A 12,893-nucleotide genomic window follows, 5' to 3' on the forward strand; every position below is an offset into this window, starting at 1 on the left:
ATTTATTATACAGCGTTTATGGATAGAAAAGATGACATTTTTAGTTCAAACATGATCATTTATGCTGAAAAATCAGCCATTTCCTCATCCGGTTCATTAATCAAAGGCAATCGAATGCTAACCTTTGTTCCCTGCGGCAGATTAGACTCGTATCGTAATCCATATTGCAAGCCGTAGTGCAGTTGTATCCGTCGATGTACATTTCGATTACCCATTCCGCTAAACGTATAGGAGGCCGTTCTGTCTTCAAGCTGATCAATTACGTCTGACGTTATTCCCATCCCATTGTCTGCGATCGTAATGAGTAAATTTTTATCCTCCTTTGCGATTGTGATTGTGATGATTCCAGGGTAATCAATATCCTTTAGACCATGAATGATGCTATTTTCCAATATAGGCTGCAGCAATAGCTTTAACAGATAATGTCCTGTAACCTCAGGATCGATGTTCCATTCCATTTGGATGGGCCTGCCGAAACGAATCTCCATAATGTACAAATAATGCTTCAAATGGTCGACTTCGTCCGCTATCGTAGTTAGAAGCCCGCCGCGGTTAAAAGAGGATGCTAAAAGCTGTGTCAACGAGTGAGTCATGTTGCGGATATTGTCCGCTTTGCTTATTAAAGCCATAAATTTAATTGCGTTTAACGTGTTGATTAGAAAATGCGGATTAATTTGCGACTGCAGCGCGGCAAATTCAGCTTTACGCTTTTCGACCTCCTGCTTCTCACGCTGGCTTATTAACTGGCGAACCTGTTCGGTCATCAGATTAAAAGAATGGCCCAGCCTCACCATCTCCAAGCTGCCTGAGCCTGTAAATTTCGCATTTAAATCTCCACCCGTTACACGAACCATTTGGTGGAGCAGCACACGAATCGGCTTGGTCACATTGGAAACGAAATAGAAGGAAACGAGCACAAACGCTAAAATGATCAAAATAGCGAGAAACCATACAAACGAATTTACATTCCGGTAATTGGCGAGCAAATCTGCGAATGGAATAATTTGAACAATGTACCAATCTGTATTGTCTACTTTTGCATATGTTATTAATTTCTTATTATCCTCTGAGTCATCCACGAAGGACCCTTCTACCCCGCGGCTTATTTCTTTCGACCAATTCTTCACAACGTGGCTTCCTCTATCAATAACTGTATTTGAAGCGATGATTTGACCTTTGCCGCTTACAATATGCAGAACTGATTCCGAATTATCGCGTGATTGCAAAATATGATCGAAAGTTCCGCTTTCAAATGTAAAGAGGATTAATTCCATTTTGGACATTCGATTAGTCGTGCTTGGAGAGAGCGCAGCGGCCATCATGTACGGATTGTAATTCCCATAAAGAGCGTTGGGAAGCATGCCTTGAAACCGTATGACATCAGGCTTGCTAATCGTGTCACGGTACCAATCTTGCTCGCGTACAGCAGAGTCATCCATCATCATGTTTTTTAAATAAGAATATGATTTTCCGTTATCAAAAAAAAAGTTAACAGAGAGCACACGGCCAGAGACTGATGCGGTGTACTTCTCGATCATTATTTTCAGCTTATTGGCAGCCTTCTGCTTCTCGATTCCGCTTAAACGATTAATATCAAATATGGTGAAAATGACATCCTGATCTACGCCAATCGAAGCAAACAGACCAGACATGCGATTGATTTCTTGACTTACTGAATATGAAAGCGCTTTCGATATTTGCAGCGAGCGCCCTGTGTTTTGTTCGAGAATATCCCGTTCGTAAATGTTCAATATAACGGAGCATATTAAAAAGACAGGTACGATAACAACCGAAATAAAAAATAGTTTTAATATGGTAGACATGCGCAAGTTTTTTTGCATATTGGCTCCTTGATTAGATGTTAGGCTTACTCCTCGTATATAACCACCTCAAGCTCATCGCTGTCAATATTCATTTTGGCAAAATCAGTTTCCTTTCTATTAATAAAGTAGTGCACCCGCTCGCTGTTTGCTGTAACCGCTTCCTTATCAGCTATAACCTAATATAAATTGAGTACAAAATATGACGGATTCAGTTCAAAAATGGTCATGTACCCGGTTGCACACCCAGCGGTATACTTACCAAAAAAAGGAGGAGTCAACAATGCAAAGAAACAAAATATTTTCGATTTTATTAACAGTAATGATGATCTTTTTAGCCGTCGGGTGCTCGAACTCGAAGAGCAACAACCCGGAGGTTACCGAGTCTCCCGCTCCTGCTGCAACAACCGAGCCCACTTCTGCTGCCGAGCCAAGTCCTGATGCTGCCGGCCTTGAAGGCAAAGTCGTCTTCTGGTCCATGTGGAGCGACACCGAACCGCAAGCGAAAGTCATTAAAGTGGCAGTCGATGAATTTAAAGCTGCTAATCCAAAAGTTACCGTCGATCTGAAGTTTACAGGACGGGATATTAGAAAGCTGATTAAACCAGCACTCGACGGCGGCGAACAAATCGATATATTCGAGGATGACCCTTCCGTTACGATGGCGATCGTTAAGGACCATTTGCTGAAGCTGGATGAATATTTGGCTACACCATCTGTAGGCATGGAAGGAAAATCATTGCAAGATTCACTTATGCCAAGCTTAATGGATTGGACAAAATCTTTATCAGTAACAGCAGGACTTGAAGAAGGCCACTATGCGATTCCGCAGCAGCCGTTCGCTGTACTATTTTTCTACAACAAAGAAGTGTTTGAGAAAGCAGGAATTACGACTCCGCCTAGCTCATGGGAGCAGTTTATGGAATATTGTGAGCTGATTAAAAAATCTGGCGTTGCTCCGATTACATTTGATGATGCATACCGTGATTTGTTCATCGGCGGATACCTCAGCAGCGCAATGGGCAATGAATGGGTCGATGCACTTGTGAATGACAAAACAGGCGAGATGTGGAAGGATCCGATCATCCTTCAATTCGCCAAAGATATGGTCATGATGAAAGAGAAAGGTTACTTCTCTTCTAAGCTTGCAGGCAGTAAATACCCAGCTGCACAGCAGGATCTCGTATTCGGTCAATCCGCAGCTTATCTGAACGGCACTTGGCTTCCGAATGAAGTTTCTGCAACAGCAGGTCCTGATTTCAAATGGGGCTCCTTCCAATTCCCAACTGTGCCTAACGGCAACGGAAAAGGCCAGAATGAGCTGACATTTGGCGCACAAGCTCTTATGCTGAACAAAAACAGCAGCAATAAAGAAGCTGCTATCGAATTGGTTAAATATCTGGTAAGCCAAAAAACACAAGCTGAAATGGTGAAGCAAGCTCAAGCTATTCCCGTTTCTATCGATACAGAATGGCCTGCAGCACTCGCTGAAGCAGAAACAGCAATTAACAACGCTAAGGTCAATGCGCCTTGGGGCTACGGAATCAACAACTCCGCTGACTTCTCCAAAGGTGTAATCGTACCCGTATTTATGGAGCTTGCCGCTGGTAAATTAACGGCAGACGCTTACGTCAACAAAATGAGTGCAGAAGCCAAAAAGTTTTATGGCACAAAATAACGTTAATTAAATACTTCGATCATTGTGCAGCGATCCTTCGGATTGCTGCACAATGACGTTATAACGGATTATGAATCATATCCGGGAGGGAAATTTACATGCAAATTAAAAAACCGATGATTGCCCTTTTCCTTTTGCCGGCGGTACTCATCTATCTTGCAGTCTTTCTATATCCAACGCTCAGAGCTTTGCTGATGAGTTTCTATTCCTTGCCGTCCATATCCAGCAAAATGTCAGAGTGGTCATTTATCGGATTCGAAAATTACACAGACCTGTTCCGCAACAGCTATTTTATGGACTCTGCATGGAATGTATTGAAAATATGGCTGTTTGGCGGCATCATCACGATTTGCTCCGCCTTCCTATTTGCTGCTATTTTATCATCCGGTGTCCGCGGCAAAACGTTCTGGCGCTCGCTCGTTTATTTGCCGAATACCGTATCTGCAGTCGTGTTATCCGTTATTTGGATTCATTATATATTTAATTCAAGCTATGGCTTCTTAACGAAGCTGTTCCGTTTCCTTGGACTCGATATGCTTGCCGATATTCAGTGGACGAGCGACAGTTATTTGTTCCTCTCCATGCTGCTGGCGTACTGCTTTGGTTCCATCGGCTACTTTATGCTTATCCTTAACGCCGGAATGGACCGTATACCACGCGATTATTACGAAGCTGCCCTGCTCGAAGGGGCTAACCCATTGCACAAGTTTTTCCGAATCACGCTGCCGCTGCTTCAGGACATATTCCGTATGACGCTCGTTTTATGGACGGTAACAGCCGTGAATTTCTTTGTCTGGTCCGCTACCTTTGGCGGTGCGAGTGAAAGCGTCGCTACGATGACGCCGGGCTACTTTATGTATCTCAAAGTGTTTGGTGACGGCACTTCAGTTTATACGCAGGATGCCTTTAATGTAGGAGCAGGCGCGGCAGTAGGCGTTAGTATTACGATATCAATTCTAATCCTATCCGCCATCATCAATCAGTTCTTCCGTAAAGAACGTCTTGAATATTAAAGATGAGGTGTTAGCATGGTTAATAAAATTCGGTACGTCCCGCTCTATTTGTGGCTGCTGTTCACGATTGTATTGTTCGGCTTCGCCATTCTAGCTTCACTGAGCACAACAAGAGGCATTTTTACGAATTCACTATTTGAGAGCGGCATTCATTTCTCCAATTATATCGATTTATTCAAAACCCAGAAGATGGGACGGTACTTTCTGAACAGTGTTATTTATACCGTTTCAGCTTGCGTCGGTGTTCTCGTATTCGCTGCTCCTGCCGCTTATGTTTTGGGCAGAGTAAAATTTCGCGGCAAAAAAATAGTCAATCTGATGTTTTTATCCGCAATTTCCATCCCTGGCCTGCTCATATCCATCCCGCTTTTTTCATTGTTCGTTGAGCTAAAGCTTACGGGTTCCATTATTACGCTCGTATTAATCTATATTTTCACTAATATTCCGTTTAGCGTATTCCTTCTCACCGGATTTTTCGCTTCCATTCCGAAGGAATTGGAAGAATCAGCAGCTGTTGACGGCTGCGGCCCTATCCAGACGTTTATCAAAATTATATTACCTGTTGCCCAGCCTGGCCTAATTACAGTTTCTATTTTCAACTTTATGTCGATATGGAATGAGTATTTGTATGCGCTTATATTTGCTGGTGATCCGAAACATCATACGCTCGCGCTTGCATTGCAATCCATCGTACTCGGCTTTACCAACACAGGAAACTATTCCGGTATTTTTGCAGCATCCATCATCGTATTTTTGCCTACTTTCATTTTGTATTTGTTTATTTCCAAGCGAATTGTTGCAGGCATTACAGTTGGATCAGTAAAAGGATAGAAAGGAGTTCATTCACCATGCGTGTATATCAATCTACCTTACGGATCGAAGGCTCAAGCATTGGCGGTCAAAATCCGCTGCCGATGTTTCGGAATCGTCAAAAACATAGAGAAGTCAGTGATAACGGCACTCTCCCAAGCGAGCTGCGATCAAAGCTAGGATATGAAGCAGGGGAACGTTATTTACCCTACCGAATGCAGGATCGTTATACTAGAGATCGGAAAAATCTATTGCTAGAAACTATCGTGCTCGAAAATGAACATTTGCAGGCTGTTTTTTTACCTGCTTATGGTGGAAGATTGTATTCTCTTACGGAGAAAAAAACGAATCGCAGCCTTCTCTATACGAATCCGGTGCTGCAGCCTGCCAACCTAGCCATATTGAACGCTTGGTTCTCTGGAGGAATCGAGTGGAATATCGGTCAGCTCGGACATACGTTTACCACATGCTCCCCCGTTCATGCAGCCATTCTGCAAGATGAGAACGGAAATGATTTTCTAAGGCTCTATGATTACGAGCGCTGTAAAAACGTATTTTGGCAAATTGACTTTCATCTGCCCGCCGATTCAAACAAGCTCATTCTTTATGTGCGGATCATTAATGACAATGAAAAGTCGGTTCCGATGTACTGGTGGACGAACATCGCTGTAGAGGAAACACCGCAAGCCCGTCTTTTTTCATCAACAGATGAAGTCATTTATATTGATCATAAAGTTAAAGGATTTGGCCTTGGCAAGCTGCCGTATCTGCCGACTGTACCGGGCAAGGACGTCACCTATCCGCTGAGCTTTCCTTTCTCTAATGAATATTTCTTTCAAACGCCGGCAAGCTGTGATGCGCCTTGGGAAGCTGTCGCTTATGAGGATGGACGATTGTTTTATGAACGCTCCACCTCTCTTCTCCGTTATCGCAAAATGTTTTGCTGGGGAAACCATGCCGGAGGAAGACGATGGTGCGATTATCTTGCTAACCCCGGTGAAGGAAATTACATTGAAATTCAAAGCGGCTTAGCTCCAACGCAGCTGCATGGACTTAATATGCCTGCTCAATCGGAGTGGGATTTCACACAAGTAATCGGCATGACCGATATCAAAATCGACAAAGCCCACCAACAGGATTGGAATCAGGCGAATCAATACATTCGAGATTGTGTCGATCATCATATCGATGCCGAAGAAATGGATAAGCTGCATGAGTCCATGCGAATTCTCGCACAACAAGCGCCTGAGCAAGTCCTTTATACTGGCTCTCCATGGGGTGCACTAGAACAGCTGCGCCGAGAACTCAAGGAAAATCGAACGATTCCTGAAGGCTTTTATTTTACGAAGTTAAGCACAGCGCCCGAAGCCGAGCATAGCGATTGGCTCGCCCTTCTTGAAACAGGAACGCTTCCAGTCCACGACGTGCAAGAAGTGCCGAAAGCATGGATGGTTCAGGATGAGTGGCTAACTCTGCTTGAAGAGAGCCTTGAGCACCAAGAGAACCAATCATGGAACGCTTATATGCATTTGGGCATCATGCTTTATGAGCGAGGAATGGAGCAGGAAGCTATCGATGCATGGGAGAAATCGATAGACATTCAACCATCCCTATGGGTGTATCGAAACCTAGCAGAAGCGATGAAATATGCCTCGCGAATCGATCTGGCGCTTGCCTACTGGAAGAAAGCCTATCTCGTTTCCAACTCGTTCCCTGATCGAGCTTTGGCTGAAGAATATTTAAATTTGCTCATTGCTGACAAACAGTACGAAGAGGCATGGCAAATGTACAATGAATTGCCTGAAGCCTATTCGAGCAGTGACCGCATTCAAATTATAGTAGGCGTTGCTGCACTTGAGCTTGAACAGGATGCGTTCGTGAAGCAATTGTTCCTTAAGGAATTTGCGGTCATACGTGAAGGTGAAATATTAATCATAGAGCTATGGTATAAATACAATGCCAAGAAGCTTGCACAATCAAGGAATGAATCCTATTCCGAAATACATCTTAAAGAGGCGAAAAATAAATTTCCGCCGCCAACCAATATTGACTTCAGAATCATAGGTGAATAAAAAGATGACGGTGCGTAGTAACGTACCGTTTTTCTGTGCTTTGAGAATGCTGCCTCGCCCTATTCTGTTCCGTTTTAGGCATAATATAAAAATTGAAATTGGCTGTAGACATATACAAATTTTGTGTGTTACATTGATTAACATAGAGGCATGAACGAAAAACAACCATCAAGAATGGATGGCTAGAAGTAACTGGGTTGATTCTATAGTGTGTCCTGCACCTTTAGTCTCATCTGAATTACTTTTTTTATAGGCCTAAAGTTAAAGCGCTTAAATGTTTTATTTTTTTGCGTTTAAATTAAAGCGCTTTAATTTTGTTTAAGCTTGATTACATGCAAAGGAGGCTGCGAATCTGTCGACGGTTATACAACTATAATTTTAGGAGGAGTTTTAATTGCGCACTTTAAAAGCAAACAAAAGTATGATGAAATGGATGGGCCATGTCTTTCTCTGCTCAGCGATGCTTCTAACTTTATTGGGTGCACCCGCTCCACTTCAAACGAAGGTGCATGCTGCAGGAGAGCTTAGACCATTTCCACAGCAGCTGAGCTATCCTGGCATTATAAAACCTAACCATGTCACTCAGGCAGCTATGAATACAGCAGTTTCGAGTTATTATACTTACTGGAAATCAACCTATTTAAAAAATAACCTCTCCTCATTGCCTGGCGGCTATTATGTCAAAGGGGATATTACCGGCGACGCTGATGGTTATGATCCGCTTGGCACTTCAGAGGGGCAAGGCTATGGCATGGTCATCACCGCTTTGATGGCAGGTTTTGATTCAAATGCCAAAACCATTTATGACGGCCTATTCAAAACCGCTAGAGCTTTTAAGAGTTCAGGCAACTCAAATCTTATGGGCTGGGTTGTTGCAGATGCTGCTGGAGCACAAGGACATTTTGGCTCCGCTACCGATGGTGATTTGGACATCGCTTATTCCTTAATACTTGCTGACCAGCAATGGGGATCAGCTGGCACGATAAATTATTTGGCAGAAGCCAAAAAAATGATTACGAACGGTATCAAGGCGAGCAATGTCACGACGAATAACCGCCTGAACCTTGGCGATTGGGATGCTAAGAGTGCATTAAATACCCGTCCCTCCGACTGGATGCTCTCGCATTTAAGAGCTTTTTATGAGGTGACTGGAGATCAAACCTGGTTGAATGTCATTAACAACTTGTACACTGTTTATAGTCAGTTCTCAAGCGCCTATTCAGCTAGCACAGGGCTGATTTCAGATTTTGTTGTCGACAATCCTCCAAAGCCAGCTCCACAAAACTACTTAGATGAATTTCCAGAAACTAACGAATACAATTACAATGCAAGCCGGGTTCCATTAAGAATCGTAATGGACTATGCTTTCTACGGCGACACGAGAGGCCGAGATATTGCTAACAAAATGGCCGTATGGATCAAAGGAGCCACAAGCGGCAATCCGAATAACATTAAAGATGGATATAAACTAAATGGCGGAGTTAGCGGTTCCTACGCAACTGCTGTTTTTGTATCGCCGTTTATTTCAGCAGCAACCACGAGCAGCACGCACCAAGCATGGGTAAATGCAGGATGGGATTGGATGAAAAACAAAAAAGAATCCTATTTCAGCGATTCCTTCAATTTGCTTAATATGTTATTCATTTCAGGAAACTGGTGGATACCAACTGCTGGTGGAACTACGGACACCCAGGCACCTACTGCACCAGCGAATTTGACTGCATCCGCTGCATCAAGCAGCCAAATTAATTTGAACTGGTCAGCTTCTACCGACAATGTTGGCGTATCAGGTTATCAAGTATTTCGCGGCGGCACATTAGTAGGCTCTCCTTCTGGCACGACCTATACTGACACTGGCCTAAACGCTTCCACGTCATATAGTTATACAGTGAAGGCCATTGATGCTGCGGGCAATCTTTCTGCGAGCAGCAATACAGCCAGCGCAACAACGAGTCCGAATTCAACAACAACGAACCTTGCTTTAGGCAAGACCGCTGTAGCAAGCTCAATTGAGGGAACAGGATTTGAAGCTTCCAAAGCGACGGATGGCAATTCGACGACAAGATGGGCGAGTGTTGAAGGAAGCAACAACGAGTGGATTTACGTAGACCTTGGTTCCATTCAAAACGTCAACCGTGTGAAATTAAACTGGGAAGCCGCTTACGGTAAAGGCTATAAAATCCAAGTTTCCACAAATAGTACAACTTGGACAGATGCTTTTACAACGACAACAGGCAATGGAGCCATCGATGATATTACGTTTGCATCCAAAAGCGGAAGATATGTAAGAGTGCTTTGCACGGCACGAGGTACAGCTTACGGATACTCACTTTTTGATTTCGAGGTATACGGCTCTTAATAGGTAAACACATACAAAGCCTGACCGATAACTGTCGGTCAGGCTTTGTGTTGTTTGTCTCTCATTTAACGAAGGCCGTCTAGAAGCTTACGCAGCGTCTGCAAACAATCCTCCATCGCTTCAGCAGCCTCAGCAGTATCCGATATTTGCGCGAGCCAAAGCGCCGCTTCATTCATAGCTCCCGACAACAAATGAGTGGCAGCATCCAGACGAACACCCTTAAGGTAGCCCTGCTGCTGCATCATTTCCAGCTGTTCTAGCAGCAATTTCATCGACTGCTGCTCATCCAGAAGCCGCCACTCCTCCCAGCCAAGCACGGCAGGACCATCGATTAGCATGATCCGCCTGTTTTGCGGCTCGATTGCGACAGTCACAAATGCGCGGCATCCCAGACATAATTGCTCCCACAAATCGTCGCTAAGGGAAGCCTCTTCCTCCAGCCGCTGCGCTACTTCAGATTGAACAAGTGAAAGCACCGCTCGGAATAAACCTTTTTTACTGCCAAAATGGTGATAAACAGCCCCCCGAGTGACCTCAGCGTCTTTGGCTATTTCCTCTAGTGAACTGTCCGCAAATCCGAAAGTAGTAAAATGATGCCTCGCCACTACCTCTAGCTTATGAATCGTCTCTTCCGTATCTTTTTTCGTTTTCCTCATCCAGTTGCTCCTATTTTCTTAAAAGCTCAGAAGAAGCTTCAAGCAAGCTCATTTAATTATCAGCTGCTGCTCCCTCTTGCTGCCACACTGCTTGCACATAGTTCATACTTTCTTCCTCCGAGGGCGGAATAATTGCAATGACATCTATTAATACGCCGCCGGGATCAGAGAGAATAAAGTGCCGTTGCCCAAAATCCTCATCGCGAATATCCTGCTCCAAAGACAGGTTCGCGTCAAGAACCAAGCGCTTGTACTCACTATCTACATTATCAACTTCCATGTTAAGAATCAATCCTTCAGCTCTCTTACGATAGCTTGCGGGAACCGTGGAATGACTTGCTGATAGCAGCGCTAATTCATAAAAACATTGCCCTTCACCCGTCTTCCGCAAGCTCACATACCAGTCAGACTCATACACAACTTCAAAACCAAAGTAACGTTGATAAAAATCAGCACTTTTCGCTACATCCTGTGACATCACAACTGGATAAAAACTGTTCATTTTCAAATGGAAGCTCTCCTTTAGTATTTATAGGATTGAATATAGTTCGATATTAACATACGTACAGTATGTATGCAAACAGTTTTGTTATTTACTCTGGCCGATCGCAAAAAAATGACCTTTCGGAAATTAAGAAGGTCATTTCTTATGTCAGGCTAGCGATAGCTCAATCCAAAGTTTCTTGAGTATTCGTTATTTAAGGTCACAGGCAGCTTCCCCTGTGGCTTGGAACCAAATATAACCTTCACAGCAGCTTCCCACGATATCGGAATCGGTGTTATCCAGTACCAATTATCAAGCGCATAAGTCGAGACATATGCCTTCACGTTCGGATATCCCAAAATATCGCTTGGGTTTCCCAGGGAGACAGCTGCTACCGGCTTTCCAGTTGCAAGTAATCCGTTCACCAGATCCACTTGCCCTTGCGGTATTTGCTGATCCGACTTCGTAAAAACAATAATTCGATCTGCATTTTCAGCCTTCTCAACCGCTTTCTTAACCGCTGACCTTGTAGCATCTAACACTTCTCCCGCAGCTTCTGCTGCCTGATAAGAAATGACTTTGCCTTTGCTTATTTGCCTAACTGCTTCTGCAATCTGATCTGCATAAGCCATACTTACGACAAGCGTTGTCTGATTTGCTTCCGCATCAAATGGAAGGACATTTTCATTTTTGATGAGCGTTATGGATTCCAATGCCATTCGCTCAGATAACTCACGGTGTTCTTTTTTCCCCACTACTTGGCTCACATGATTAATGTCTACCAAACGATGCTCAAACATCTCTAGCTTGAATTTATAGGTTAGTATCCGTTCCACCGATTCATCCATTCGGCTTCTCTCGAGCTTACCAGCCTGCAATGCTTCATAAAGGGACTCCAACGTATCGAATTGATCAGCTTCAGAGCCATTTGCCATGACGATATCTGCTCCCGCATTGATGGCCATAACCGCTGCTTCGCCCGCTCCCCAATTGTCGGATATCGCTTGCATCACCATAGCATCTGTGACAATGATCCCTTTAAAACCCATTTCCTTTCTCAACAATCCTGTAAGAACTTTCTTTGAAAGTGTCGCAGGAAGTTCAGCATCAATTGCTTCAATAATAATATGTGAAGTCATAATAGACTCGATTCCTTGGTTGATTACTGCTTGAAATGGAGGGAGATGCACGGTCCGCAGCACTTCTTCGCTGTAAGACACTTTTGATAATGACATATGAGTATCAAAACCTGTATCCCCATGCCCTGGAAAATGCTTGGCGCTGGATATCATTCCTTCGCTTTGATAACCCCTCACCTCTGCAACAGCCATATCGCTTACAAGCTTCGTGTCTTCTCCAAAAGACCGAACCCCAATCACTGGGTTCATCAGGTTCGAATTGACATCAACGACCGGCGAGAAACTCCAGTGAAAACCCATTGCTTTGGATTCAACAGCCGTCAAGCGCGCAGCTTGTTCTGCATAATCCACATTTTGTGTAGCTCCAATTGCCATCTGCCTTGGCAGTACCGTTGCCTCATCAGGTACTCTTTGAGCAGCGCCGTATTCCAAATCGCCAGAAATAAATAGAGGGATACCTAATCTGGATTCAGATCCCAGTTGCTGGAGCGCATTAGTAAACCGGGCAGTACCGGCAGCAGAATTCATTCGTCGATTCAAGAGGGCACTGCCTACACCGTATTCCTTGATCATTTTATTTGAGAACGAATCCGCTTGACCCGTAGGTGTATACATCACAAGCTGGCCTATCTTTTCCTTGTCCGTCATTTGACTTACAAGCTGTTTAGCTTTACTCGCATTGGATATCTCTTTGTCTGTAGATTCCGAAGGTGATGGTGTTTGAGCCGTTTCGGGTTCATTACTTTTTTTTTGGAAGTCAATCGGTGTTATTACGAATATTACAGCTATGGCGATAACCATTACAAATGTAAATAACATAACTGATCGCTTCTTCATCGTTACCTTCCTTTGCTTATTCATT

At 43.8% G+C, this 12,893-nt stretch carries 9 protein-coding genes and 1 pseudogene; 6 read left to right on the forward strand and 4 right to left on the reverse strand.

The window, feature by feature from the left end:
- Positions 1–59: 59 nt before the first annotated feature.
- Complete coding sequence (locus ACIFSR_RS02180) at positions 60–1,841, reverse strand: sensor histidine kinase (protein WP_430054570.1); 1,782 nt, start codon at positions 1,839–1,841, stop codon at positions 60–62.
- Positions 1,842–2,103: 262 nt separating this feature from the next.
- Here ACIFSR_RS02180 and ACIFSR_RS02185 point away from each other — a divergent pair, with 262 nt between their 5' ends.
- The 6 genes and pseudogenes from ACIFSR_RS02185 to ACIFSR_RS02210 all read left to right on the forward strand — a co-directional run bounded on the left by ACIFSR_RS02185 (position 2,104) and on the right by ACIFSR_RS02210 (position 9,752).
- Positions 2,104–3,498 (forward strand): ABC transporter substrate-binding protein, encoded by a 1,395-nt coding sequence (locus tag ACIFSR_RS02185; protein ID WP_339203866.1) that lies wholly within the window; start codon positions 2,104–2,106, stop codon positions 3,496–3,498.
- A gap of 98 nt (positions 3,499–3,596) precedes the next feature.
- On the forward strand, positions 3,597–4,511 hold the full coding sequence (locus ACIFSR_RS02190; protein WP_430054572.1) for a carbohydrate ABC transporter permease: 915 nt from the start codon (positions 3,597–3,599) through the stop codon (positions 4,509–4,511).
- Positions 4,512–4,526: 15 nt separating this feature from the next.
- Positions 4,527–5,342 (forward strand): carbohydrate ABC transporter permease, encoded by an 816-nt coding sequence (locus ACIFSR_RS02195; protein ID WP_339203868.1) that lies wholly within the window; start codon positions 4,527–4,529, stop codon positions 5,340–5,342.
- Between the two features lie 17 nt (positions 5,343–5,359).
- Entirely contained in the window at positions 5,360–7,393 is a 2,034-nt protein-coding gene (locus tag ACIFSR_RS02200; protein ID WP_430054575.1) for a DUF5107 domain-containing protein, read from the forward strand.
- A 502-nt stretch (positions 7,394–7,895) separates the two neighbouring features.
- Positions 7,896–9,059 (forward strand): annotated as a pseudogene (locus ACIFSR_RS02205) (glycosyl hydrolase family 8); the annotation flags it as partial.
- 84 nt (positions 9,060–9,143) lie between these two features.
- Positions 9,144–9,752: a discoidin domain-containing protein gene (locus tag ACIFSR_RS02210; protein WP_430054649.1), complete on the forward strand. Its 609-nt coding sequence runs from the start codon at positions 9,144–9,146 to the stop codon at positions 9,750–9,752.
- A gap of 65 nt (positions 9,753–9,817) precedes the next feature.
- Here ACIFSR_RS02210 and ACIFSR_RS02215 read toward each other — a convergent pair whose 3' ends face one another.
- The 3 genes from ACIFSR_RS02215 to ACIFSR_RS02225 form a co-directional block, all read right to left on the reverse strand.
- Positions 9,818–10,408, reverse strand: coding sequence for a TetR/AcrR family transcriptional regulator (locus ACIFSR_RS02215; RefSeq protein ID WP_430054577.1), 591 nt, complete (start codon positions 10,406–10,408; stop codon positions 9,818–9,820).
- A 52-nt stretch (positions 10,409–10,460) separates the two neighbouring features.
- Positions 10,461–10,916 carry a VOC family protein gene (locus ACIFSR_RS02220; RefSeq protein WP_430054580.1) on the reverse strand — a complete coding sequence of 152 codons (456 nt, stop codon included), beginning with the start codon at positions 10,914–10,916 and terminating at the stop codon, positions 10,461–10,463.
- Positions 10,917–11,065: 149 nt separating this feature from the next.
- Positions 11,066–12,868, reverse strand: a complete 1,803-nt coding sequence (locus tag ACIFSR_RS02225) for a glycoside hydrolase family 3 protein (protein ID WP_430054583.1) — start codon at positions 12,866–12,868, stop codon at positions 11,066–11,068.
- Positions 12,869–12,893: the final 25 nt, after the last annotated feature.

Origin of the sequence: Paenibacillus sp. NRS-1760, assembly GCF_050467785.1 — a bacterium.
GTDB lineage: Bacteria > Bacillota > Bacilli > Paenibacillales > Paenibacillaceae > Pristimantibacillus.